This is a genomic window from Frankia sp. AiPa1, from assembly GCF_023243075.1.
Taxonomy (GTDB): domain Bacteria; phylum Actinomycetota; class Actinomycetes; order Frankiales; family Frankiaceae; genus Frankia.
Genome location: NZ_JALKFZ020000033.1, coordinates 36,710 through 61,676 on the forward strand (window position 1 = coordinate 36,710; position 24,967 = coordinate 61,676).

Below are 24,967 nucleotides of genomic sequence, written 5' to 3' on the forward strand. Positions count from 1 at the left end.
TCACTTTCCGGGGTGGGGTGGACGGGAACGGCGTGGCATGTCCGGCAACAGCAGCTGCTGGTGGCGCGGCGGCACCGGCCGGGGCCGCGCAGTCGGCGGCCGGGCCGGCGGTGCCGCGGGCGTGGCCGGTCGGGGACGGGCGGCGCGTTCCAGGCCCTCCAACGGCAGGGCGTACTGGCCCGTACGGTCAGGGCGCAGACCCTGGTAAGGGTCGAAGGGCAGCTCCAGTTGCCGGCCCTGCCTGCCCCCTCGGACGGGCGTCGAACGGCCCGACGGTGGGGAGGCTGCCGGCGGCCGAGCCGGACGGGGGGTACGGCGTAGGCCCTCCAACGGCAGGGCGTACTGCCCCCTGCGGTCCGGGCGTATGCCCTTGTAAGGGTCGAACGGCAGTTCCAGCTGTCGGCCTCTGTTCCTCGCCGGCCTCCCACTGCCTTGTCGTCCGGCGCCGGACGACGAAGGACGGGTCGGTGGCGTGGCGGGCGGCCGGTCGGTCTGATCGACCTCGAACGGCAGCAGAAGTTGATCGTCACGGTCAACCCACTGGCCACGGTCGCGGTACAGCCACCGCCCGCCCGGCCCGACCGCCTCGTCGAACGGGATGGTCAGCTGTCGATGGCGCGGGCGGCCCTTGGGCGCACCCGGCCGGGGGGCCTGGCGAGGAGCGCCGCGGGGCGTCGCCGGGCGGCGGACCCGGGGCACACGGGTCAGGGGCAGAAGCAGCTGGCCGTTCGCGTCGGCCTGCACCTTCTCGTACGGGTCCGCCGACCCGCGGTTTCGACGCCCACCCCGCCCGACACCGCGGCCCCTGCCACCCCTGCGTGCCACACCCGCGCGGGCACCAGCTCTGCCCCCGAGCAGGCCCATGGCGCGGCCCATGACGTAGCCGCGGACGATCCGACCGACCAGGCTGGAACGGCCACCGCCCATCCGCGGCGCCAACCAGAACGGAATCTTCACCAGAAAATAGATCATGGTGATGGCGGCGAGCATATTGACGATGCCGTCCGGTGACGGGCCCAGCAATGTGAATCCGCCCGGCGCGAAAAACGTTTTGAACGACGCGAGGAGCACCAGCGCCTGAGCGACCTGAATCGCCAGGCAGCCGCTGAACGCCCGCCACCACCAGAACGCGATCCGTTCGGTCTGCGGAAGAGCATGCCCGGCCAGAGCCAGCGGTGCGGCACCGATCAGGATCACCGTGATCGCGACCCGCGCGATGTAGGTGCACAGCAGCACCACGATCGATCCCGAGAGGAACAGACCGAGGAAGATGATGAAAATGCTTTTGCCGAGGTTCCCCGGTGTCGGTGAAAGCGCCGAGAGAACGATGTTTCGTAGTTGTATGGAGGTGGAGTTCGGGTCCACACCTCCGGAGAGGATCGCGGCCGGCAGCGGGTTCGCGAGCTCGATCATTTTTCCGGCCAGGAACTGGGACAGGCCCGCCGCGAGGAAACCCAGGGGAATGCGGGGAGCGATCTCCTTGATGGTCGTGCGGTGCTGAACGGTACCGATCGACATGATCGTGATTCCGCCGGCCATGATGAGGACGCCATAGGCCGCGACGGTGATGGTCCACGAGGTGGTCCACATCTGGCCGATCGCCGGAAGCTGTGACGGCGTCGGTGTGGTCAGCAGGGTTTTACCCAACAGGTCCAGCAGCGGATTGAGCGCGGCCGTGACCAGTTTCCGGAAAAACGAATTGATCGCCCCGGTGATCGCGTCGGTGATCCAACCGGTGATCCCGCCACCGCCACCGTCGTCGCTGTCGGGTGCCGCCGGCGTGGTGTGCACGGACGGCGGCTGCGCTGGAGTCGTCGGCTGGGCGGTACCACCGCCGCTGTTGCCGCTGCCGCTGCCGCTGGTGCCGGTGGGGGGCACGTCCCAGGCGAAGGGCAGACTCCCCGCGGGGCTGGGGGGCGCCGTCGGGGCGGCCGGGCTGCTAGTGGAGCTGCCGCCCGGGGGCGTGGGGGAAGGCCCCGGTGCCGGGTCTGGTGTGGGCCTGCTCGGTGCGGGTGTGGCTGCGGACGGAGCCGCTGCCGGTGCTGGGGCGGCCTGCGCGGCCGGTGCCAGCATCGAGGCGACGACGAACAGCAGAAGCAGGAGTGCCGCCGCCCTGACCAGCCACAGACCACGCCCCCACGGCCCCCCGCGAGGGCCGTGGGCCGAACGTGCCCCGCGGGCGCGGGACACCTCCGACCGGTCGTGGCTACGGGTCTGGGCGGCGCAGACGGCGGCCACGGTCAGCCGCCGACGATCTGCTTGAGGATCTCCACCACGACCGGGGCGAGCGCGGCGAGCCCGTACCCCCAGGCGGCGTTACGAAGGCTGTCCTTCGCCTTGTTGATCTCTCCCGGATCGCCGTTGGAGATCAGATACCGCACCCCGCCGATGGACAGGAACACCGTCGACAACAGCGCGATAATCCCCATGATCCAATTTCGGATGTTGTTCAGGACCGTGTTGAGGTCCGGTGCCACGGCACCGCCCTGGGGCACGGCCGCGAACGCCGTGTCTCCGACGAGCACGAGCACGCCGATCGCGACGACCAGCACCAGGGCACGCCATGCCAGGCCACGCGTATGTCCCCGGCGCGCGCCGGCCGGCCGGTCACGGCTGGGGGTGTCCGGGGTCATGCCGGCACCCCCACGGCCGTCAGCGCCGCCGCGCCTATGAGGGGACGCAGTCCCGCCGTGCCGGGAGGCGGTCCGGGCGCGCGCCCCGGCCCGCCTGGCTCGTCGGTGCTCTGGGGGGCGCGGCGGGTGCTGGCCGGGCCGACGGTGAGGTGAGCGACCAGGCGCTGCTCGGCCTGGGTGCGCAGCCGGGACGCGCGGCGGGGCGCGAGGGCGTGGCGGGCAGCCCAGGCGCTGACCGGCATCTCACCGAGACGCGTCGCGGCGATCAGGTCGGCTTCGGTCTCACTCAGGACACCCGCGGCGACCATGCTGGTAAGGACCTGCTCGGGACCGCCCAGACCCGAATCGGACCGGGACTCGGCCTCGGCGAGGGTCTGGAACAGGTCTGGGTCGGCCTGCGGGATCTCGCACTGCGCGACGGTCAGGGCAAGCCCCGCCCGGTAGGCCGCCCAGCGCAGCCGGACCGCGATCCGCGGCAGGTCCAACCGGATACTGGCTGCCGCTTCGAGCCAGCCGGTGAGCACCTCGGCCTGCACATCGGCGGGATCGAGATCACTGTGCCCGCCGAGCCGCGCGCAGACCGCGTACAGGGCTGGTAGCGCCATCCCGGCGGCGCCGACCGTCCAGCTGTCGCCGTAGCGGCGGGAACGACGCAGGAGCACCGCCCACGCGCCGTCGCGGACCGCCTGCGGGCAGGACGCGGCCAGCAGCAGGTCACGCAACTCGTCCAACGCCACCGGCCGTGCCGGCAGGCCCGCCACCGTCGAACCGTCCAGCGCCAACGGCGTCGGCCCGGCGACGAGGAGACCAAAGCAGTTCCGCAACGTCGCCAGCGGCAACACGGACGCGCCCCGACTGGCCGGTCTCACGGGAGAAGGAAATGTTCCATCGGGCATTACTGCCACCCTTTCGCTGTCACGGAAATGCGGACAGCTCCCAGGACGCCACGCCACGCCCAGCAAAAACCCAGAACGATCTCCCAGTACATGCACAGAAAAGATCGATGGCACCCAGAACGATCCCAGCGATCTTAATTTCTACCTTTTCGTCGGCCTCGCATTCACGGTGATGCCAGCACCTGACCTGGACTGCCCAGCAGGCCTGTGAGCTGCACCGCTGTGACATCCACCGAAGATCGCTGGGCACCCCACTGGCATGGCATGCAGTCGACCGCGATGCCCAGCGAGAAAAATCTTGGAAAAAGTTTTGGGCATCTCCTCCGGGCGCTGCCCAGCGGGCTGCCAGCGATCAATAGTCCGGTTGGACTAGGCCATGCCCAGCGAGAAAAATCTTGGAGATATTCGCCGGGCGCGTGTCCGAGACGTGCCCAGCAGACGGTCTCCTTTTACGGCCACGAAAAATTCGTTCGCTGTGAAAGGAACCTTTTGCGATGCCCGTATCCGATCCTGACCGCGACGGGGGCGCTGTCGTCCCCGCGGGCCGGCCCACGACCGTCTGGCCATACCCGCCGGAGGGTCCCGGCCGGCCGTCGGCCGGCTGGCTTGCCGCCGCCCTCGACCAGCTCGTCACCTGCTACACCCGGCCCGGCGACCCGGTCCTGATCCTGATCCCACCGCATGCGGACATGCCTGCCGCGGGCCGCCATGGGACGCCGGCGGACCGGCTCGCCGACGCTGGCGGGGCCGTCGACCGACTGGGCCGCGCCGTCCAGGTCCGCTCCGCGTCCGCTGCCGGACCGGCACAGCCGTCCGGGTACGGACCCAGGGCGCAGGGCGAGGGTCCAGACGGCGACCGCCGGCCGCTGGTCGTCACGGTCGTCGACCCGACGCGGACCGGGTGGGTGCACGGGGTCCCGTGGGACCGGCTGGTTGCTCCCGGCGGCATGCTGGCGGTGATTACCCGCAGCGAGAGCATCGCCGGTGGGCTGCTCGATCCCACTGGCGCGCTGGTCGCTGCCACCGGCCGCTACGGCCTGGCATTGCTCGACCGGCTGGTCCTACTGGAGATCCCCATCGCTGAGCTCGGCGGGCCTCCCACAACCCTGGCGCACCAGGTTGTGGCCCGCCGGGTGCACTCCGATCTGTTGCTGTTCGTCCTGCCCACCGGCCCGCGGGAGCGCCGGTGAGAGGCGACGCCGGACACCGGCGCCGCGCACAGGCGGCCACGGTCTGGCCCACCGGCCCGCTCGCCGCCGGGGACGACGCCAGCGACGGCCGGCGCGCCGGCATCGAGGTGACCATGACGGTTCCCTCAACGGTCGCCGCCTATGCCATCGCCCTCCACAGCCAGCCCGGGGACATCGTCTGCGACCCGGACTGCGCCGAGCCGACGGTCGTCGTCCAGGCGGTCCGGGCCCGCCGGCACGCCCTGGCTATCGCCCCCGACACCCATGCCTGGCAGACCGTCCGGGCCGCCCTGACCGTGGCCAAAGCCCAGGGCGCACCCGGCGACGGGACGATTCTGGACCGCCGGCCCGACGGCGGGTCCTGGGCCGGACCCGGACCGGTCGACCTGCTGCTGACCGGGATCGGACCCGATCCGGACCCAGCCGGCCCCGGTGGTCCTGGGGGTGACCGGCTGGCGGGCCGTCTCGCCGGATACCTGGACCTGGCCGGGCCGGGGGGCCGCCTCGTGGTCGTGGCCGCCTACCACGTCGTCGGTGGTCTCGACCTCGCCAGCCGGATCGTCGCCGCCGGACGTCAGGCGGGCTGGCGGCCCGTGCAGCGCGCGGTCGCGCTCACCGCCGTCCTCCACCCCCGCCCGCTCGACGCCGCGCCGGTGAGCGGACGGCCGCGGCCCGCCCACCACGACGTGCTCCTGTTCCGCTCCGGCGAGCAGCCCCGCCGGCCCCCGCGTCCCCCGGATCCACCGCCGTCCAGTCCGGCGCCCGCCGCCGTCCCGCCCGCGATCGTGGTGCGCCGCGCCGCCTGAGCCCGCCCCATGCCGGCCCGCGCGCCACGGCCGGCCTCACCCGCTTCCTTCCCGCTCGCCTGTGTGGCTGGAGCCCCCATGTCTGATCTTTCGCCGATCCCCGCGCTGCCGCCCGCACCCGCCGAGCCGGCCCGCCCGCCTGGCTGGTGGTCGCGGCTGGTCCACCGCCGCGCCGCACGCGACGCCCGGCTGCTCGCCGCCCACCACGCCGAGACCACCGAACGCGCTCGCCGCGCGCAGATCGCCCTCGTCCGCGACGGCTACCACCTCGGCCCCGTCCCCTACGGCTACCTCCCGCTGCGCGTCGGCGCCGCGCACGGCACACCGCGACGCGGTATCCGCCTTCTGCTGGACCCCGGGCCGGCGTCCATGGTCACCGCGATCTACCGGTGGAGAATCGAGGACCGGCTCACCCCCCACGCGATCGCCACGCGGCTGCGCAGCGTCGAGACCCCCGCCCTCCTGCGGGTCGATCCCGTCACCAGATTCCCCCGGCCCTGGACCCCGGACGCGGTCACCCGCGTCCTGGCCAACCCGACCTACACCGGTGCCACCGTCTGGGGCCGCACCCACGCCGGCCGGCCCGTCCCACCCGACGAATGGGTAATCCGCCGCGGCGCCCACCAGCCGATCATCGACGGTGTCACGTTCTACCGCGCCCAGCTCCTCGCGCCGCCCGGCACCGGAGTCTTCAGCGTGCAGCTACCCCCGTGGACCTTCACCCCACACCCACCGACCGGCCCGGGAAACACCGGCAGCGACCGGAAGCCGATCGCATGAACCTAGCGCAGCCGTTTCACGACCGAATCCGCACCCGGGCGGAAAATGATTCCTGCGGGCGGTCCACCGCCCTGGAGACGTCGCGGTGACCCGCCGACGTCCACCTCACGGTAACGACCCCGTCCCAGCCGACAGTAGCAACGAAGAAACATCCGGTGAGCGTCAGGACGCGGTCAGAAACATCATCGTCGAACGCGCCGAAACCGTCCCCATGACGCCCGAGGAATACGACACCGCAGTGTCCGTTCTGGCTGAACTTGTCCTACAGTGGGAACGGAAAGGCGCCCCGGACGTCGCACCGAAAAAAGCAGCCTGACGGCTTTCGGTATCTCAGCCGGGCGGGCGGCCCATCCCTCTCGGATGGGTCGCCCGCCCATCATCGAAAAAGGATCCCTCGGTATGCCCTGCCCATTTTCAACCCGGCGGACGGCCACACAGACAGCGACGATCACCGAACCCGCCGACCCGCCGGTTGTGTTCTACGCCCGGATCACCACCAACGGCCACCAGCAGTCCCTCGACGACCAGCACGCCCAGACCCTCGCCTACCTCACGGCACACTGCCCGGCCCTGCTCCACGGAGACCGCAGCGAGCCGGCCCGCACCCTGTTTCCCCTGGCGCCGAAATTCCGTCGCGTTCTCCCATACCACAGACGCCGCGCGTAAAGCCGACTGCCGTCCACGACCAGTACCGGAAGAAAAGGAAACGCGCCATGGCCCGTGCGACCTCGCGTCGCAAGAGCGCGAACCGCACCCCCCAACCCACCGCCGACCCGCTCGACACCGTCCGGGTCGGGATCTACCTACGGCGCTCCACCGACGACGAGCACCAGCCCTACTCCATCGAAGCTCAAGAAGAACGACTGCGCTCCTACGTCGACTCCCAGCCCGACTGGGCCATCGCCCACCGGTTCTCCGACGACGCCTCCGGCGCCACCACCGAACGCCCCGACCTCCAACGCGCCCTGTCCGCCGCCCGCAGCGGACTGATCGACGTCCTACTCGTCTACCGCGTCGACCGGCTCTCCCGCAACCTGCGCGACACCGTCACCCTGCTCGAAGACCTCGACCAAGCCGGCGTCGTGTTCAGATCGGCCACCGAGCCGTTCGACACCGCGACCCCGATGGGCCGCATGCTGCTCCAGATGCTCGCGATGTTCGCCCAGTTCGAGCGGGACACGATCATCGACCGGGTCATCGCCGGCATGGAACGCAAAGCCGCCAAGGGCCTGTGGATGGGCGGCAACCGGCCCTTCGGCTACCAGGTCGACCGCGCCCACTGGAAACTACTCGTCGACGAGAAAGAAGCCGCAGTCGTCCGCCTGATCTTCAACCTCTACGTCCGGGACCGGCTCGGCACCCGCGCCATCGCCAATACCCTTAACGAGCACGGCCACCGCACCACCACCGGCGGCCCCTGGTCCGGACACCAGGTCATCCGCGTCCTGGACAACCGCATCTACCTCGGGGAACTGACCTTCCGCGAGATCACCGTCATCGACACCCACGAACCGATCATCGAGGCAGCCCAGTTCGGCGAGGCCGAGAAGATCCTCACCATCCGCAGCGACGGACACACCCACCGCGCCGCCAGCGACTCCGACTACTACCTCACCAGCCGCATGCGCTGCCCGCAATGCGGCAAAGCGATGCTCGGCTCCAACGCCAAAGGCCGCAACCGCACCTACCGCTACTACACCTGCTTCACCCGCCTGCGCTACAGCCGCACCCGCTGCGACGCCCCCCGCCTCGACGCCGACGCCCTCGACCACGCCATCCTCACCGCACTCGCCGACTTCTACCGCGACCACCAGCAGCTCATCGCCGACGCCGTCCACCACGCCCGCCAACGCCACCACGACACCCACAGCGACCGCGCCGGCGAACTCGCCACCATCCAGACCGACCTCACCCAGACCGACCAGGCCCTCGACCGCTACCTGGCCGCCTTCGAGCGCGGCAAACTCAACGAAGAAACCCTCGCCAACCGAGTCGCCACCCTACGCACCAAACAGAAGCAACTCCGCCACCGCCACACCGAACTCACCGCCCAGATCGACGACGAACCCGTCATGCCCCCACGCGCCACCCTCCGCAAGATCGCCAACCACGTCGATACGATCATCGAAACCGGCACCGACCTTCAACGCAAGGCCCTCGTCGAAGCCCTCACCCACGAAGTCAAGATCCTCGGCCCCGGACGGTTCCAACCGGTCTTCCGCATCCCCAGACCCGACCCAACCGAGACCACCGCAGCCGCCCTACCAGCCACAACACGCCCGAAGGGGGCGGTTCGTACAATGACAAACATGGTAGGGCGGGTGGGGCTCGAACCCACGACCGGAGGATTATGAGTCCCCTGCTCTAACCGGCTGAGCTACCGCCCCTCGTACCGGCACGTCCACGCGATCGCGCCCAGGCAGGTCAGCCGTGCCGGCTGATGCCAGCTACTCTACCGTGCGCCACCCGATGCCGGTCGCCATGGCATCACCCTGGCATCACCAGCGGGCAGGATGCCTATCGCTTTCCGTGACCACGAGCCTTTGTCGCGGCGCGGCACCCGTGTCCGCGGAGGTGGTGGTCGCGTTCGGCGCTGCCGCCGGAGCATCGCGCGTCCCGGCCGGCGCCGTGGCACGGTCGGCTCGTCCGCGCCGGGCCTGGATTTCGTGGGACGCTCACGACCATGGCACCATCGGCCGTGGGGACACGGGACCCCGGAGCTTGCAGGATCGGCACGGCCTGGCAGTCCGGGGTGCCGGGACGATGTGCCGCGCTGGTGCGGGCGTGTCATCCGGAGCCGACGGCCGCGGTGACGCTGTTCTCGGTGGCGCTCGCGGCGTCCAGTGGGCGGACGGCGGGTGGGGTCGGGCTGGTGGCGTCGGCGGTATTGGCCGGGCAGCTTTCAGTGGGCTGGAGCAACGACCTGGTCGATCGACATCGGGACGCGGCCGGGGGCCGGGCGGGAAAGCCCCTCGTTGGCGAGGGGCTCACGCCCGCGACGGTGGCAGCGGCCACGGCGATGGCGCTGGTTGCCTGCGTGCCGCTGTCGCTGGCCTGCGGGGAACGGGCCGGGTTCACGCACCTCGCTGCCGTGGCGAGTGCCTGGGGCTACAACCTCGGGCTGAAGTCGACGTCGCTGTCAGTGGTCCCCTACGCCGTGTCGTTCGCGTTGCTGCCCACCTTCGTCGTCCAAGGGCTGCCCGGCGCTCCCGCGCCGCCGTGGTGGCTGCCGGCGGCGGGCGCGCTGCTCGGCGCGGGCGCGCACTTCGCCAACGTCCTGCCGGACCTCGACGCCGACGCCCGCACGGGGGTGCGTGGGCTGCCGCAGCGCCTCGGGGCCACCGGTTCGCGCGGGTCGGCCGCGTTGCTGCTCGCGGCCGGCTCTGCGGTGGCGGCGCTCGGGCCGGCGCGACCGTCTCGCTGGCGGGTGGGAGTACTGGCCGCGGTAGGCGTGCTGACCGGTGTGGGCCTGCGCCGTGATGACCGGACGGCGTTTCGCACTGCGATGGCCGTCGCCGCGATCGACGTCGCGCTCGTCGTCGCCGGCACCTGGCTGGGCTGAAACCGCGGCACCGCAGGTCGATCGTCCGCACCATGCTATTGCGTCGATCTTTTATTGTGTCGATGGTGTGCACCGGTTGGATCTGCCGTTACCGTGGAAGCGGCTCACACCATTTGTGCGGGTGAGACCGGCGATGCCGCCGGCCGCCGGCCCCGACGCTCATCCCGGAGACCTGTGAACGCTCCCCCGCTACAGCGGCGCGTCCCACGCCGGCCCAGGAACGATCCCGCCCAGTACGACGACCTCGCCGGCGAGTGGTGGGGGACGCACGGGCGATTCGCCGCGCTGCGCTGGCTCGCCGAGGCCCGGGGACGACTGATTCCGGACCCGCCGCACCCCGGCGCGACGCTGCTCGACCTTGCCTGCGGCGCCGGTCTGCTCTCGGTGGCGCTCACCGGCCGGCTCGCTGCCTGGCGGCACGTCGGCGTCGATCTGTCGGCGCCGGCGCTGCGCCAGGCCGCCGGGCACGGCGTGCTGGCGGTCCGGGCCGACGTGCACCATCTGCCGTTCCCAGACGGGCAGTTCTCCTGCGTTGTCGCCGGCGAGCTGTTCGAACATCTCACCGACCTCAACAGCGCCTGCGCGGAGATCGGCCGGGTGCTCGTGCCGGGCGGCACCGTCGTCATCGACACGCTGGCGGACACCCTGTTCTGCCGGCTGGCCCTGGTCCGCATCGCCGAGCACCTGCCCGGGGGGCCGCCGCGACGACTGCACGACCCGGCGCTGCTCGTCGCGCCGGACCGGCTGGCCGGCGCACTCGGGCGCGCCGGCATCGACATGACGGTTGTCGGTGGCCTGCGCCCGTCGCTCGTCGACTACACCCGCTGGCTGGCGCGGCGCGCCGACTCCGTCCGGATGCTGCCCACCGGCTCCACCGCCGGGGTCTACCAGGCGGTCGGCCATCGAACCGCGACCGTAGCGGGCCGCCGGTGAATCCCCCGATCCCGTCGCCCCGCACCCTCGCATCCCCTGAGACCGTCAACGCCGCGGAGCTCGCCCACGGCGCCGTCGCCGGACTTGCCGCGCGGGCCGCCGACGCCGACCGGGACGGCGAACTGCCCGCCGCCGACCTCGACGAACTGCGCGGCGCCGGCCTGCTGGGGCTGCTCGTGCCGACCCGGCTCGGCGGGTCCGGCGGCGGCTTCGCCGACTGGGCGGACGCCGCGCGGGTGCTCGCCGCGGGCAGCGGCGCGACCGCGTTGGTCCTGAACATGCACACCTCGGTTGTCGGGGCGCTGGCCAGGACACCCGACGACCTCGCCCGGGCGATGGGGGCGCCGGAGTCGTACTTCGCCGCCCGCGACCGGACCCTGGCGGCAGCCGCCGCCGGCGAGTTCATCGCCGTCGCGATGAGCGAGCGGGGCGCCGGCTCCCGCCTGTCCGAGCTGCGGACCCGTTACCAACCCGAGGGTGACGGCTACCGGATCACCGGCGTGAAGTCATTCTGCTCGGGGGCGTCACACGCCGACGTCTTCTTCGTCGCCGCCCGCGCCGAGGAACCCGGCATATCTGTTCCACCCACAGCGGCGACCCCACCCGCAGCAGCGACGGTCAGCCACTTTCTTGTCCCTCGCGGCCCCGGGGTCAGCGTCGAACCGAGCTGGGACACCCTCGGCATGCGGGGCACCGGCAGCCACGACGTGCGCCTCGACGCGTGGGTTCCCGCGGATGCGCTGGTCGGCGGCGTCGCCGGGCTTAGCCTGCTGGTCGCGCAGGTCATGCCGCAGTGGCTGGTCGCCTCCTACGCCGCCGTCTACGCCGGGGTCGGCCGGGCCGTGTTCGACGCCGGGCTCGAGCACGCCCGCGGCCGCGCCGGCACCGGGCTGGCGCGCGGGCTCGCCGGGCTGCCCGCCGTGCGCGCCCGGTTCGGCCAGGCAGACGCTGCCCTGGCCGCGCTGGACGCGGTCGTCGACGAGTGCGCCCGCCGCGTCGACGCCGACCCGGGGTCACCGTCGACGAACCGGTGGGTGTGGCGGGCGAAACTGCTCGCCGGGCGCACCGCGCAGGACGTCGCCGCGTCGATCGTCGAGGCCTGTGGGACGTCGGTGACCCGCCGCAGGCATCCGCTCGAGCGGCTCTACCGCGACGCTCGCTGCGGTTCGCTGCAACCCGCGACGAGCGACGTGTGCGCGGACTGGCTGGGCCTCGCCGCGCTGGGCGGCGACCCGGAAGCCGACGCGGACGTGGCCCGGTGGTGACCGCGGCGCTGTCCGCCGCAGTGATCACCGGCCTGGGTTCGGCCTTCCCCCACCCCTATGCCCAGCAGAGCCTGTGGGACGACTACTTCGCGCACCACTACCAGGGTGACCCGCTGGCGCGCCGGCTGTTCCTCGGCTCCGGCGTCCGCATCCGGCACAGCGTGGTCGATCCGCGGCGGGAGGACATCAGCGACTGGTCGACGGCCGCCCGGATGCGCCGGTACCTCGACGAGGCCCCGCCGCTGGGCCGCCGGGCCGCGGGCGACGCGCTGGCGGACGCCGGGATCAGCGCCGCCGAGCTGGGGCTGTTCGTCGTCGTGTCCTGCACCGGTTACGCGACGCCCGGCCTGGACATCCAGCTCGCCCGCGAGCTGGGCATGGCGCCGTCGGTACGCCGGCTACTCATCGGCCACATGGGCTGCTACGCCGCCATTCCCGGCCTGGGAGCCGCAGCCGATTTCGTCCGGGCCCGCCGGCAGCCCGCGCTTGTGCTCTGCGTGGAACTGACATCCCTGCACGCCCAGCCCGCGGTCGCGCACCGCGATCTGGAACAGGTCGTCGCGCACGCCCTGTTCGGTGACGCCGCGACGGCAGTCGTCGTCCTCCCCGACGCCGCCCACGGCCTGGAGATCCTCGACACCACCGCCGCGACCGCGCCCGCGAGCGAGGACCTGATGACCTGGCACCTCACCGACCACGGTTTCCGGATGGGCCTGTCCCCGCGGGTACCCGACGTGCTCGCCCACCATGTCGGGGCCGCGACGGCGACGCTGCTCGCGCCGATCGCCGCGGACGTCACCGACGTCGGCGGGTGGGCAGTGCATCCCGGCGGCCCCCGCATCGTCGACGTCGTCGAGAAACGGTTGGGCCTGCGCCCCGAGCAGACCGCAGCGACCCGCCGGATCCTCGACACACGGGGCAACTGCTCGTCGGGCACGGTTCTGCTCGTCCTCGACCAGCTCCGCCGTGGCCTCGCGGCCGACGCGGTTGTCGTCGCGATGGCCTTCGGCCCCGGCCTGACACTGTGTCTCGCCCTGCTGCGCGCCCGCTGACCGACGCGTCCACAGCGACTGTGGCGACTGTGGACGGCGCTACGCTGGTGCGCAGGGATCACGTCTGTCGGGTCGTCTGAGGGAGGTGCGCCATCACCGCGGAGATGATCGCTCCCGCCTGGATGCATCAGCAGATCACGGCGGAGCAGTACGACTCCTGGTCGGCCGAACAGTGCGCGGGCGTCGAGATCGTGGACGGGATGGTCGTCGTGAGTCCCAGCGCGTCCAAGCGGCACAACCGTCTGGTCAAGATCCTCGCGGTCGCGTTGGAGGCCGCTGCCGGGCCCGACTGGAACGCGGACTTCGACTTTGACGTCCGGCTCCAGGACGTCCCGCTGACCAATCGGCGTCCCGACGTCGTCGTGTACCGCGCGGACACGATCGACATCATGCCGGCCCGTCCCGAGCACATCCTGCTCGTCGTCGAGGTCGTCTCGCCGGGCTCGGAGACAACGGATCGGATCGTCAAGGCCGAGCAGTACGCACGAGCGGGAATCTCGTATTACTGGCGGGTTGAGCAGCCCCCCGCCGGCGTCCCGGTCGTCCATACCCACGTTCTCGACCCGGCAGCCGGGGCCTACCGCAGCGGCGAGGTCTTCACCGGCGTCATCGACGCGGTCGCGCCCTTCCCAGTCAAGATCGATATCACTCGACTGTAACGACTCCGCCAGATGGTCTCGGGCCGGCCAGCGGCATCCCACGCGATGGTGCCGGTAACCGGCGGTGTACGGCAGGACATAGAACCTTTCTCTGGGTTCGGGGCATCCCCGACACCCATCGGTGGGCAGAGATGCTCTTGGTCATCCGGCCGACGTCGCGGAGCGGCAGTCAGTACCGAGATTGACGACAAAACGATGACCTGACAGTGTTGCCGGGCAGTTGTCGCCCACGAGATGTTCGATGCGGGCCCACGTGATTTCAGGCGAGGAGGAGTGCAACGTGCCCACGACGCGTCGCTCCACCGTCAGCACGCCCAGCCACCCATCGCTGATCGCGTTCTCTCGCCGTCACATCGACCTGCAGCGAGTCACCACCTGTCTGTGTCGTAGCTACGAGATCGTTTCCGGTCCCACCCGGTTGCCCGCCGCCTGAGCTGACGCGGCTCGCGTCCGCGAGCCGCGGCTGGACGACTGAGGTGCCCGCCAACGGGACCGGCCTCGGCGCCCCATCCGGTGGCCAGCAAGCGGCCAGCCGCCAGCTCGCCCGCTACTGGCGCGCCGGCTCGCGCAGTGGCTGCTTCGTCGCTAGCTGTCCTGTTCCGCCACCTGTCTGCCACCTGCCGCGACGGCGGGTGGCCGTCCTGCGCCGGGCTGACCGGCCGTCAGCGAGACCGCCGCGGGCCACGACGCCCGTCCGGTCGGGGCTCCGAAGGACGACCGCCCCCCGATGGCCCAGATTCCAAGGAGAAGAAGACCTCCGTGCATCGATCCAGACAGTCCGCATCCACCCGGTGGGCCGTTGTGGCCGTGGCCGTGCTTGCCGTCGGCTCGACGTTGCTGAGCGCCTGTGGTTCCGGCGGCTCGTCCGACGATGGCACGCCCGCGGGGGCCGCCCCGAAGTCGGGCGGCACGTTGACCTTCGCGGTCGGCTCGGACGTGGGCTGCGTCGACCCGCAACAGGTCGGCAGCAACGACACCGTCTACTCGACCCGCCAGATCGTCGACTCGCTGACGGATCAGGACCCCACCACCGGCAAGATCGTGCCCTGGCTGGCGCAGAGCTGGCAGATCAGCCCGGATGCGAAGGCGTTCACTTTCCACCTCAAGCCCGGTGTCACGTTCAGCGACGGTACGCCGCTGACCGCGCAGGTCGTCAAGGACAACTTCGAGGTGATCCCCAAGCTGGGCACCCTGGCCCAGCTGGGCGCCGGCTATCTGGCGGGCTATGCCGGCAGCAAGGCGATCGATGACCGGACGATCGAGGTCGACTTCCAGCAGTCGAACGCCCAGTTCCTGCAGGCCACCTCGACGTTCTCGCTCGGCATCGTGTCCGCGGCGAGCGTGAGGAAGACCCCGCAGGCGCGCTGCCGCGACGGGGTGATCGGCTCCGGGCCGTTCGTGCTGTCAAAGTACGTGCCCAGTCAGTCCATCTCGCTGAAGAAGCGCACCGGCTACACCTGGGGCTCCTCGCTGTTCTCCAAGTCCGGTGACGCCTACCTCGACGCGCTCGAGTTCAAGGTGGTGCCGGAGGCCGGCGTGCGGACCTCCAGCCTGCAGACCGGCCAGGTCGACGCGATCGGCGCCGTGGCTCAGGCGGACGAGTCGTCGCTGCGGGCAAGCGGCGTGCAGTTGGCGGCTCGGGCCAACCCGGGTGTGCCCTTCGGGCTGAGCTTCAACAACGCCAAGGCACCCTTCAGCGACCCGAACGTGCGCAAGGCGATCGGTCTGGCGATCAACCGGCAGCAGATCGTCGACACCGTGTTCCCGACCGGGACCAAGCCGGCGACCAGCGTCCTCGCGCGCACCACGCCGGGTTATGTCGACCTGAGTTCCACCCTCGCCTTCGACAAGGCGAAGGCCGGCTCGCTGCTCGACGCGGCGGGTTGGAAGCTTGGCGCGGACGGGATCCGGCAGAAGAACGGCACCCCGCTGGCCGTGACGATCACCTGGTTCACCAACGCCGCCACCAACCAGCCGGCGTTGGAGCTGATCCAGCAGCAGCTCAAGGCCGTCGGCATCAAGATCGATCTGAAGCAGCTCCAGATCGCGCAGATCGCCCAGGTCCTGACCGGTGGCGGATTCGAGGTGCTGTGGGGCAACGTGACCCGGGCCGACCCGGACATCCTGCGCAGCCAGTTCTCCACCAAGGGCCTCAACGCGTACAAGATCCCGGCTACCGGGCTGGACACGGTGCTCGTCCAGCAGGCCGCGGAGCCCGATGCGACGAAGCGCGCGGCACTCGTCGCGCAGGCCCAGCGGCTGATCGTCAACAACGCCTATGTCGTCCCGGTCGTCGAACTCGAGACCGAGCTCGGGGTGGGCAAGAACGTCCATGATCTGAGGTTCGAGGCGTCCAGCCGCATCCAGCTGCACGACACCTGGAAGAACTGACCGACGTGAGCACGGGCCAGCCGGCGACCACATCAGCCGCCGGCTTGGCCCCGGCTGGCCCCGGCGGGTCTGCGGACTTGCCGGGGCCAGCCATGCGGAGCGGAACAGCAACGGAACAGACGATGGGAGACGGCGGAGACGATGTGGCGTTACGTACTTCGCCGTCTCGCCCAGGCGGTCGGCGTGTTGTGGGCGGCTTACACGGTGACGTTCCTGGTCCTTGATTTCCTGCCGGGCGACCCGGTCTCGGCGATGGCCGGTGCCGGGATGGACTCGCAGGGGATCGACCCCGCGCAGATCGAGAAGCTGCGCCATCAGTACGGCTTCGACCAGCCGGTCCTGGTGCAGTACTTCCACTACCTGACCAAAGCGCTGCGCGGCGACTTCGGCACCTCGGTGTCCACCAACCGGTCCGTCAGCTCGGTGCTGCTCGACGCGCTGCCGCCGACGCTGGCGCTGACCGGGCTGGGCCTCACCATCGGTGTCCTCACCGGCGGCCTGCTCGCGTTCGCCGCGACCTACACGAACCACCGGTGGCTGCGCCAGGGCCTGCTGTCACTGCCGTCGCTTGGTGTCTCGGTACCGGGGTTCTGGATCGGGCTGATGCTCGTCCAGCTTTTCTCGTTCCGCATCCGGTTGTTTCCCGCCTTCGGCAACGATGGGCTGCGCGGCCTGATCCTGCCGGCCGTCACCATGGCGGTGCTGCCTGGCGCGATGGTCGCGCAGATCCTCGCCCGCAGCCTGCTCACCGCCCTCGCTGAGCCGTACACCCAGACCGCGCAGGCCAAGGGTGCGGGGCGCCTGCGGGTCCACCTGCGGCACGCGTTGCGCAACGCGCTGCTCCCGACGCTGACGATCATCGGTGTGCTCACCGGCCAGCTGATGGCGAACGCGGTCGTCATCGAGACCGTGTTCTCCCGTAACGGCCTGGGCCGGATCACCGCGGCCGCCGTCAACGTGCAGGACATCCCGGTCGTGCAGGGCGTCGTCGTCTTCGGCACGTTCGTGTTCGTGACCGTCAACCTGGTCATCGACCTCGTCTATCCGCTCCTGGACCCCAGGATCGCGGTGGGTTCGGCCAGACGCGGCCCCGCCCGCCCCAGGGGCACCCCGAGCGACCCGACACTGGGTGGCGGCCTGGCGACCTCGACCGTCGTCGGGTCAACGGCAGGGAGCAGCCGGTGACGCGGCCCCCCGCCGCCGGCCAGTCCGCCGCCGGCCAAGCCGCCACCGACCCCGCCGCCACCGACCCGGCTGTCGTCGCGTCCGCGTCAGTGCCCGCGACGCAGGTGCCCACGCCCGCGCTGGGCTCCGACGACACCGCGGAGCCCTCCGCGGCGAGGGACGCGCAGGATGGCGGGGCGCGGCCGCCGGCCTCGCGGCAGCGACTCCACCTGCCTCGGCTCGGACGGTTCTTCCTGCATCGGCCGGGCCTGGTGCTCTCGGTGATCGTGGTGGTAGTGGTCGGCCTGGCTGCGTTCTGGCCGGCGCTGTACACCTCCCGGGACCCCCTGCAGGGAATCCCGAGCAACCGGTTCGCGGGACCCAGCGGCCAGCACTGGTTCGGGACCGACGAGCTGGGCCGCGACCTGTTCGCCCGGGTCGTGCACGGCGCGGCGCTGTCGCTGAAGGCGACCATCATCGCGGTGGCGGTCGCGTTCGTCGTCGGTGGCACGCTCGGCCTCATCGCCGGTTTCGTCGGCCGCTGGGTGGAAGACGTCATCATGCGGGTCGTCGACGTGATGCTGTCGATTCCCGGGCTGTTCATGTCGCTCGCACTGGTCACCGCATTTGGCTATGGCACGGTGAAGGTGGCCGTCGCGGTCGGGATCGCACAGGTCGCCAGTTTCGCCCGGGTCATGCGTTCCGAGGTGCTCAAGGTGCGCCAGGCAACCTATGTCGAGGCATCCCGCTCGATCGGCGCTCGCTGGTACAGCGTGCTCGGCCGGCACGTCCTGCCGAACGCGCTGGGGCCGGTGCTCGTGCTCGCGACACTCGACTTCGGGGTGTCGGTCCTGGCGGTGTCGTCGCTGAGCTTCCTGGGCTACGGCGCCGCGCCGCCGGCGCCGGAATGGGGCACGTTGATCTCCAGCGGACGGAACTATCTGGCCAATGCCTGGTGGCTGACGACCCTGCCCGGCCTGACCGTGGTCGCGACCGTGCTCTCGACGAACCGGATTGCCCGGGCCTTGGACGGCGAATGGGCGACCCAACGATGACCGTCGACCAGAAGAACGACCAGGAAAACGATCCCCTGCTCGCGATCCGTGGACTGTCCGTGTCCTATCCGGGCCGGCCCGGACCGGTTCTGGCCGTCCGCGGCCTCGACCTCGACATCCATTCCGGGGAGATTGTCGCGCTGGTCGGCGAGTCCGGCTCTGGGAAGAGCACGACGGCGCACGCTGTCATCGGTCTGCTCCCACCCGGCGGCCGGATCGACGCCGGGAGCATCCAGTTCGGCGCCCACGACCTGGCCCGGCTTTCTCACCGCGAGCTGCGCGTCATTCGCGGCGCCGGTATCGGGCTCGTCCCGCAGGACCCGGCGGTCTCGCTGAACCCGGTGCAGCGGATCGGGGACCAGGTCGCGGAGGTGCTGCGGATCCATCGGCTCGCCGGCCGCGGGGAGGCCGCCGCGGCGGCGGTGGACCTGCTCGAGCGGGCGGGCCTGCCGGAACCGCGGACCCGGGCCCGGCAATATCCGCATGAGCTGTCCGGCGGCATGCGGCAGCGGGCGCTCATCGCCATCGCGATCGCCGCGAAACCCCGGCTGATCATCGCGGACGAGCCGACGAGCGCACTGGACGTCACCGTGCAGCGGCTCATCCTCGACCATCTCGACCAGCTGACAGCCGAGCTCGGCACCGCCGTCCTGCTCGTCACCCACGACCTCGGCGTCGCCGCCGACCGTGCCCAGCGGATCGCGGTGATGTCGCGCGGCAGGATCGTCGAGACCGGCCCGACGGCCCGGATCCTCGACGACCCTCGCGACCCGTACACGCGCAGCCTGCTGCGGGCCGCCCCCAGCCTGTCCGCGACCCGCGACCTGCGTCCTGTCGTGTCCGCGCGACCGGCGGCTGCGCTCACGAAGACGGTGCCATCCGCCGATTCGGACGCCGGCAAGAACGGTGCCCAGCACGGCAGCCGGGACGGAGGCCAGGAGGCCGCTGCCCTGACACCCGCGGCGCCGGCGGGCACGAACGGGGCGCGACCGCTGGTCGTCGCGGACAACCTGGTCAAGGATTTCCCCCTGCCCCGCACTGCGGGCGGTGCGCGGACGCTGCGCGCCGTCGACGAGGTGAGCTTCACCATCAGCCCCGGCGAGACGCTGGCGCTGGTCGGCGAGTCCGGCTCCGGGAAGTCGACGACGGCCCGGCTCGTGCTGCGGCTGGCCGATCCGACCGGCGGGCGGATCCTCTTCGATGGCGACGACGTGACCCGTGCCGGTGGCGGTCGGCTGCGGGCGCTGCGGCGGCGAGCTCAGCTGATCTACCAGAACCCCTATGCCTCGCTCGACCCAAGATTCACCATCGACGAGGTGATCACTGAACCGCTACGGGTGTTCCATGTCGGTGACCGGGCGTCGCGCGCCGCCCGCGCCCGTGACCTGCTCGACCGGGTCGCGCTACCCGCGTCGGTGCTCGAGCGCCGCCCGGCGGAGCTCTCCGGCGGCCAGCGGCAGCGGGTCGCGATCGCCCGGGCCCTGGCGCTCGCCCCCGAACTGGTCGTCTGCGACGAGCCGGTCTCGGCCCTGGACGTCTCGGTGCAGGCCCAGGTGCTCGAGCTGCTCGGCGAGCTGCAATCCGACACCGGCGTCGCCTACCTGTTCATCTCGCACGACCTGTCCGTCGTCCGCCAGATCGCTCACCGGGTCGCGGTGATGCGGTCCGGCCGGGTCGTCGAGACCGGTACCACCACGGAGCTGTTCGCCCATCCCGAGCACGAGTACACCCGCACGTTGCTCGATGCCATTCCCGGTACGGCCTACGCCCACCATGCGACGCCCGCCCCCGCCCCAGGGCCGGCGTAAGCGCGGCATTTTGTGTGGACCCTGCGGTGGCCGGCGGAGCTTCTCTGGTCGCGCAGGAAGTCCAGCGCCGGCCTGATCTGCTGCAAAGGGACGTGCGCCTGACGGAACGCGGCGAGGACCAGGCGCATCGTGGCGGGGAAGTATGCGGCTACGATCAGCAGGCCGGCGGGGTGGCTGCCTGGCTGGCGGAGCCGGCGTTTGAGGGCGGTGCGCATCCGGCTCGTCCTGCGGGTTTGGAGCGAGACCGGGCCCGCGGGACGATCACGGGCCCGGTCGGTTCGCGGCTCGCGGCTCGCGGAGAGATCAGCTGCCGATCGGAGTGGACCAGCCGAGGTACGGGTTGGTCAGGAAACCGACGACGGGGTACTGCCGGACGGCGAGACGCTGCCCGACGAAGCCGTAGGTGCCGACCGCCTGCCCCCCGCCAATACTAACGGCGACGTGTCCGGCCGAGCCACCGCCATAGAACACGAGAGCGCCGGCGGGCGGCGTCCCACCGGTGTGCAGGCGGCCGTGGTCACGCTGCCAGGCAAAGTCGGCGAGTGCGGTCGGGAATCGGAACGTGAAGTTTTCGGCCTGTTCGACGAACTGCTCGCACCAGCCGGACCAGGCATGGTGGTAGTGGTCGCTCCAGGTGGGATCGGGTGAGTTCTTCTCCGCCAGCGCCCAGGCGACGGCCAGCCGCATTTGCGGGGTAGCTGCCGTGCTGGTGCTGGTGCTGGTGGCGGTGGGGGGCGTGGGCTGCGCGGCACCGCAGGTGGGCTCGCCTGGCAGAAACTGCTGGTTGGGGCCGCCGGCACCGGGTGTGTCAGTCCAGTAATCGGCGAGGTAGCCGACGACCGGCGAGGTGATGTGGTGCCAGACGGGGTTGCCGTTCCCGACCGCGCGGGCGCGGACCGCGCAGTCCGCGGTCCAGCCGGTGCCGTCCGGCAGGGTCCGCACGACCTGGGCGTTCGGATCGGTCGCGTTGACCCGGACGGTCAGGCCCACCCGGGTGTTGAGCACATGGTAGGTGGGCGAGGTGTAGGCCAGCGCGGGACTCGCGGCCAGGACCAGGGTGGCGGCGGCGGACGCCAACACGGCGGTGAGCGCCGCGGGCACCCGCGCACCACCGCGCGGCCGGGACAATCGGATTCTTCGCATGAGCAGCTCCACACGCCGGTCAGGGAAAACGGAACGAAGCGCAGAAAAAGCAGGGCACAGGCAGGACACGTGAAATGGCAGGACGCAGGTCAGCCGTAGACGAGGACGGCGGCCGACCTTGCCTCGGCCAGGACATCCTCGAATTCCTTTCCCGAGGTGGGATCGATGCCCAGCATCGTGGTCCCCTGCGGCCCCTCGATATGGATCTGGTCCTGGAAAGCGGTTACTCGAAGAATGTCGGTCAGAGGCCAGGAGATCACTTGCGGCCGGGGAGCGACGAACAGCAGGCGCCGGCTGGTCAGGACCAGGCACGAGTTCAGCGGCAGGCTCTCCATGACGCGGACGGCCACCGCCCGGACCGCCAGCACCGGCTCGGTCGCGGGCAGGTGCTCGTCCAGGAAGGTCAGCGATTGCTGGCCGGACGTCCAGAGAGATCGCCGATCGCTCTCCGGAGCCGCAGCCATCGCCACGTCGATGTCATGTCGCACGACAAAAGGCCCCCATGCTGTCGTCCGACAGGATTCCGTCGACCTGGACGGACGACATCACCCAGGTCGGACGGCGGGGTTTCCGATCGGCCGCGTGCGACGATCTCCAGCCACCTGACGCCAGATATGGCCAGTCAGTGCCAACACCTGCCAGCCACCGCCAGTCACTGCCTCAGACGGACGTCTAAGTCAGGTGGTGTGAAGGCGGGGCGCCCCCGAACGCCCCGCCGAGAACCAGTCTGGCCGCGGTTGGCACGGCCGGAACCCGGAATATCCCGGGGTAGACTCCGTCGTCGGGATGGCAGGCTCGGGGGAGGTCAGCTGTGCTGCCGCTGGCGGCTACGCATCCATTCAGCCGACTGCGACCGATCCGACTACGACTGATCCGGCTACGGCCGATGCGGTGGCGGCCGATACGGTGGCGGCCGGTGCCGACGACTGCCGCCGGTGCCGAGTTCGTGCTCGTCATCGGGATGCTCGGTTATCGCGGCGTTGATCTGATCCAGGCGGCGGTCACCATGCCCAACGCCCTGGACCGCTCCCCTCGGCCAGCGCTTTGCCTTTTCTTCACCTGCATCCTGGTTATTGAATCCGCTGTTCTCGCCGTGCTGCTGTTGCGGCGCGGTCGCTATGATGATGCTCGGGTTGGCATCCTCGAACTGGTCAGCGGCGTCGGCCTGCTGCTGGCCACAATGACGTTCACCCAGCCGTCGGACCGTTTCGCGAACTGGGCGGACTGGGGGTTTCCGGTCACCCTTGGGACGACGGTGGGAATGGGTGTCGTGTTCCAGCGGTGGTCACGGGTGTTCGGCGCCACCGCACTGCTGGCCGGCGCCTATCTGGTGAGCACGGGATCGGTTCCGTCGAGTTCGAACTCCTGGTCCAACGCCGTGACCAACACGTCTTCGTACTTCGGGTTCGCCCTGGTCGTGCGCGCACTGGCCGGCTATCTGCGCCGGCTGGCGGCGGACGCGGACCTGGCGCGGCGGCGGGTCGAGCAGCTTGCCCGGGAGGCCGAGCGTGAGCGCACGAGGCTGCTCCTGCACGATCAGGAGTCCGTGCTGCGGCTCGCGGCCAGCGACGGGCTCGACCCGACGATCACCGCGGCGGTTCGCGTGCAGGCGGCCAGCGGTGCCACGCGGATTCGCGCCTATCTGGAGAACCAGAACGCCGAGTCGGGTGATCTGGCGGCGTGTCTTCGGACGGCCGCGGCCGAGTTCGCGGACCTCGCACCCGTGCTCAACGTTCACCTCGCCCGGGGGGCGGTTCCGGCCGCGCAGGTGGGGGCGATCACCAGCGCCGTGCGGACCCTGCTGCACAACGTTCGGCGCCATGCGAGGGCCGACACCGTCACCCTGCACGCCCAGAGCACCGAGGGCGGCGGCTGGGAGATCTCGGTACGCGACGACGGCGCGGGATTTGACCAGTTTCGCCAGGCCGAGGGCTTCGGCCTGCGGGTTCAGGTCCGGGCGCAGCTGGCAGCCGTCGGCGGCCACACCGAGGTCAGAAGCTCACCTGGTGCCGGCACCAGCGTGCGGATGTGGCGGGGCGGCGCAGCATGACCACCGTGCCCCGAGATCCGCCGGAGCCGCCCCAGCGTGGCATGGGTAGCGCGGGTGGCATGGGGGGCGCGGGTGGCGCAGGCGGTCCCGAGGACGAGTCCGCTCCCCGGCCCGGCCCGCGGCGGCCTGCCGTCGCCGTCATCGACGATGACACCGTCATCCGGGAAGGGCTGGCGCTGTTGCTGCCGGACGTCGATGTGCTGCTGACGGCCAGGCATCTCGGCGAGTTTGAGGCGCTCGTCCCCCGAGCCGGGCCGGTCGACGTCGTCCTGGTGGACCTCAGCCTGACCGGGCTCGAGGCCGACGGCGTGCCGCAGGGTCGGCGGGCCGTACGGCGGCTGCGCGAGCAGGGGTGGCGCTGCCTGATCTACACGGGCGAACGCCGGCTGCTCGTCCTCGCCGGCTGCCTTGCCGAGGGCGCCCGCGGCATCGTCCACAAGACCGAGTCGACGCGCGCCCTGCGCGACGCCATCGGGAAGGTCGCGGACGGCGGGTTCGTCCTGTCCCCCGCCGTCACCGGTCTGGCGGACGCGGTCAGCCAGATCGGGCGCCTACCGACGCTGACCGAACGCCAACAACAGGTGCTCAGCGGCCGGGCGCGCGGCGAGCCGTTCCGCGAGATCGCCGAGCGGCTTTACATCACCAGGAAGACCGCCGAGGAACACATGTCGACGGTCGCGGCGAAGTTCGCCGACTACCTGCGCACCCACAGCCCGGCCGATCTCGAACGCGAGCTGGGCCTGGCTCCCGGCGACCTCATGCGGTGACCGCCGAGGCCAGCGGTCGGCATGGCCATGGCCATGCGATGGCCGGGCAACGCGGCGGTCAGAGGTAGTCCTGGGGGCAGGTGGCGCTGTTCCTCAGGTAGGAGCCGTTGCTCCACACGGTGCCGTCACCGATCCGGCGGCGATACAGGCCGCACAGTCTCGTCTGGCCCGAGTAGACGTAGGCCATCAGCGCGGCCGGAACGTCGCCGTACCGCGGCGGCGTCGCGAGCAGGGCCGCGCGGACGCTGCTGGTGCTCTTACCGTTGATGTAGCCGGGGCCGACGTTGTAGGCCCAGTCGACGAGTGCGTCGAACTGGTTCTGGGAAATCGGGGTGTTGGGAATGCCGGCGCGGATGGCCGGAATCACCTTTGACTCGATATCGGCGTGGGCCAGTTCTCGAGCCTGGTCACGGGTGAGGGACCCCCACTGGGCACGGTCCTGATCGGTGCATATACCGCGGTGGATCAGATGGCCGTTGCCGATCGTGCAGTTCCCGGTCGCGTCGTCGTACGGGGCGGCGCGGAATCCCTCCCAGCCGAGGAGGTACGTCACGCCGGCGTCCGAGAGGTCCAGGTCCTGCGGCAGGTGCAGGTCCTGCGGCAGGACCTGACCGGTCGCGGACGTGGGCGGCACGGCTGCCGGCGTGTCGGCCGCGGCCGGGCCCGCTACGGGCCCGAGCACCATCCCGCCGACGATCGTGACTGCGATACCCAGCGTTGTGAGGCTGCGGGCCCGCGGTGCCCCGATGCGACCCGCCTGTCGGGGAGGCCTGGGGGCCTGCCTCCGGGCCGGTGGACGCCCGAAGCCCGCGA

At 71.0% G+C, this 24,967-nt stretch carries 23 protein-coding genes, 1 tRNA gene and 1 pseudogene; 17 read left to right on the forward strand and 8 right to left on the reverse strand.

Features of this window, described 5'->3' with window-relative positions; genetic code table 11:
* Genes MXD95_RS05235 through MXD95_RS05245 form a run of 3 tightly spaced genes read right to left on the reverse strand, consistent with a single transcriptional unit; the run spans position 1 to position 3,475 of the window.
* Positions 1 to 2,238 (reverse strand): TrbL/VirB6 family protein, encoded by a 2,238-nt coding sequence (locus tag MXD95_RS05235; RefSeq protein ID WP_250639394.1) that lies wholly within the window; start codon positions 2,236 to 2,238, stop codon positions 1 to 3.
* Between the two features lie 2 nt (positions 2,239 to 2,240).
* Complete coding sequence (locus tag MXD95_RS05240; RefSeq protein WP_250639395.1) at positions 2,241 to 2,633, reverse strand: pilin; 393 nt, start codon at positions 2,631 to 2,633, stop codon at positions 2,241 to 2,243.
* On the reverse strand, positions 2,630 to 3,475 hold the full coding sequence (locus MXD95_RS05245) for a hypothetical protein (RefSeq protein WP_250639396.1): 846 nt from the start codon (positions 3,473 to 3,475) through the stop codon (positions 2,630 to 2,632). The genes MXD95_RS05240 and MXD95_RS05245 overlap by 4 nt, the downstream gene beginning before the upstream one ends.
* Positions 3,476 to 4,023: 548 nt before the next feature.
* Between MXD95_RS05245 and MXD95_RS05250 the strand changes: the two genes are divergently transcribed.
* From MXD95_RS05250 to MXD95_RS28830, 5 genes and pseudogenes are all read left to right on the forward strand, one after another.
* On the forward strand, positions 4,024 to 4,719 hold the full coding sequence (locus MXD95_RS05250; protein ID WP_250639397.1) for a hypothetical protein: 696 nt from the start codon (positions 4,024 to 4,026) through the stop codon (positions 4,717 to 4,719).
* A complete protein-coding gene (locus MXD95_RS05255; protein WP_250639398.1) occupies positions 4,716 to 5,525 on the forward strand; it encodes an SAM-dependent methyltransferase in 810 nt (269 codons plus the stop codon). Before MXD95_RS05250 ends, MXD95_RS05255 begins: the two co-directional genes overlap by 4 nt.
* Before the next feature lie 78 nt (positions 5,526 to 5,603).
* On the forward strand, positions 5,604 to 6,305 hold the full coding sequence (locus tag MXD95_RS05260; RefSeq protein WP_250639399.1) for a recombinase family protein: 702 nt from the start codon (positions 5,604 to 5,606) through the stop codon (positions 6,303 to 6,305).
* Between the two features lie 399 nt (positions 6,306 to 6,704).
* A complete protein-coding gene (locus MXD95_RS05265; RefSeq protein WP_250639400.1) occupies positions 6,705 to 6,971 on the forward strand; it encodes a hypothetical protein in 267 nt (88 codons plus the stop codon).
* Positions 6,972 to 7,018: 47 nt separating this feature from the next.
* Positions 7,019 to 8,035: pseudogene (locus MXD95_RS28830) on the forward strand (recombinase family protein); the annotation flags it as partial.
* Between the two features lie 270 nt (positions 8,036 to 8,305).
* On the opposite strand, the gene MXD95_RS28835 reads toward MXD95_RS28830, so the two are convergent.
* Together MXD95_RS28835 and MXD95_RS05280 are read right to left on the reverse strand one after the other, a co-directional pair.
* The gene (locus MXD95_RS28835) at positions 8,306 to 8,482 is read right to left on the reverse strand and encodes a hypothetical protein (protein ID WP_250639401.1); all 177 of its coding nucleotides are present in this window, start codon (positions 8,480 to 8,482) and stop codon (positions 8,306 to 8,308) included.
* A gap of 133 nt (positions 8,483 to 8,615) precedes the next feature.
* Positions 8,616 to 8,692: transfer RNA gene (locus tag MXD95_RS05280), tRNA-Ile, on the reverse strand.
* Between the two features lie 365 nt (positions 8,693 to 9,057).
* Between MXD95_RS05280 and MXD95_RS05285 the strand changes: the two genes are divergently transcribed.
* From MXD95_RS05285 to MXD95_RS05330, 10 genes are all read left to right on the forward strand, one after another.
* Complete coding sequence (locus MXD95_RS05285; protein ID WP_250639402.1) at positions 9,058 to 9,867, forward strand: UbiA family prenyltransferase; 810 nt, start codon at positions 9,058 to 9,060, stop codon at positions 9,865 to 9,867.
* Between the two features lie 174 nt (positions 9,868 to 10,041).
* Complete coding sequence (locus MXD95_RS05290; RefSeq protein WP_250639403.1) at positions 10,042 to 10,800, forward strand: class I SAM-dependent methyltransferase; 759 nt, start codon at positions 10,042 to 10,044, stop codon at positions 10,798 to 10,800.
* Positions 10,797 to 12,065, forward strand: a complete 1,269-nt coding sequence (locus MXD95_RS05295; RefSeq protein ID WP_250639404.1) for an acyl-CoA dehydrogenase family protein — start codon at positions 10,797 to 10,799, stop codon at positions 12,063 to 12,065. Before MXD95_RS05290 ends, MXD95_RS05295 begins: the two co-directional genes overlap by 4 nt.
* Entirely contained in the window at positions 12,059 to 13,117 is a 1,059-nt protein-coding gene (locus MXD95_RS05300) for a type III polyketide synthase (protein WP_250639405.1), read from the forward strand. Before MXD95_RS05295 ends, MXD95_RS05300 begins: the two co-directional genes overlap by 7 nt.
* 104 nt (positions 13,118 to 13,221) lie before the next feature.
* A complete protein-coding gene (locus tag MXD95_RS05305) occupies positions 13,222 to 13,776 on the forward strand; it encodes a Uma2 family endonuclease (RefSeq protein WP_250639406.1) in 555 nt (184 codons plus the stop codon).
* A 280-nt stretch (positions 13,777 to 14,056) separates the two neighbouring features.
* Positions 14,057 to 14,209 carry a putative leader peptide gene (locus MXD95_RS05310; RefSeq protein ID WP_250639407.1) on the forward strand — a complete coding sequence of 51 codons (153 nt, stop codon included), beginning with the start codon at positions 14,057 to 14,059 and terminating at the stop codon, positions 14,207 to 14,209.
* A 326-nt stretch (positions 14,210 to 14,535) separates the two neighbouring features.
* A complete protein-coding gene (locus MXD95_RS05315) occupies positions 14,536 to 16,167 on the forward strand; it encodes an ABC transporter substrate-binding protein (protein WP_250639408.1) in 1,632 nt (543 codons plus the stop codon).
* Between the two features lie 141 nt (positions 16,168 to 16,308).
* Positions 16,309 to 17,352: an ABC transporter permease gene (locus MXD95_RS05320; protein WP_250639409.1), complete on the forward strand. Its 1,044-nt coding sequence runs from the start codon at positions 16,309 to 16,311 to the stop codon at positions 17,350 to 17,352.
* Entirely contained in the window at positions 17,349 to 18,386 is a 1,038-nt protein-coding gene (locus MXD95_RS05325; protein ID WP_480024001.1) for an ABC transporter permease, read from the forward strand. Before MXD95_RS05320 ends, MXD95_RS05325 begins: the two co-directional genes overlap by 4 nt.
* Positions 18,383 to 20,194: a dipeptide ABC transporter ATP-binding protein gene (locus MXD95_RS05330; protein WP_250639410.1), complete on the forward strand. Its 1,812-nt coding sequence runs from the start codon at positions 18,383 to 18,385 to the stop codon at positions 20,192 to 20,194. Before MXD95_RS05325 ends, MXD95_RS05330 begins: the two co-directional genes overlap by 4 nt.
* Positions 20,195 to 20,497: 303 nt before the next feature.
* Here MXD95_RS05330 and MXD95_RS05335 read toward each other — a convergent pair whose 3' ends face one another.
* Positions 20,498 to 21,337 carry a hypothetical protein gene (locus MXD95_RS05335; RefSeq protein ID WP_250639411.1) on the reverse strand — a complete coding sequence of 280 codons (840 nt, stop codon included), beginning with the start codon at positions 21,335 to 21,337 and terminating at the stop codon, positions 20,498 to 20,500.
* An 89-nt stretch (positions 21,338 to 21,426) separates the two neighbouring features.
* Positions 21,427 to 21,807, reverse strand: a complete 381-nt coding sequence (locus MXD95_RS05340; RefSeq protein WP_250639412.1) for a hypothetical protein — start codon at positions 21,805 to 21,807, stop codon at positions 21,427 to 21,429.
* A gap of 446 nt (positions 21,808 to 22,253) precedes the next feature.
* Between MXD95_RS05340 and MXD95_RS05345 the strand changes: the two genes are divergently transcribed.
* Positions 22,254 to 23,387 carry a sensor histidine kinase gene (locus MXD95_RS05345; protein WP_250639413.1) on the forward strand — a complete coding sequence of 378 codons (1,134 nt, stop codon included), beginning with the start codon at positions 22,254 to 22,256 and terminating at the stop codon, positions 23,385 to 23,387.
* The gene (locus MXD95_RS05350) at positions 23,384 to 24,154 is read left to right on the forward strand and encodes a response regulator (protein ID WP_250639414.1); all 771 of its coding nucleotides are present in this window, start codon (positions 23,384 to 23,386) and stop codon (positions 24,152 to 24,154) included. Before MXD95_RS05345 ends, MXD95_RS05350 begins: the two co-directional genes overlap by 4 nt.
* 58 nt (positions 24,155 to 24,212) lie before the next feature.
* Here MXD95_RS05350 and MXD95_RS05355 read toward each other — a convergent pair whose 3' ends face one another.
* Positions 24,213 to 24,839, reverse strand: a complete 627-nt coding sequence (locus tag MXD95_RS05355; protein WP_250639415.1) for a lysozyme — start codon at positions 24,837 to 24,839, stop codon at positions 24,213 to 24,215.
* Between the last annotated feature and the right edge of the window lie 128 nt (positions 24,840 to 24,967).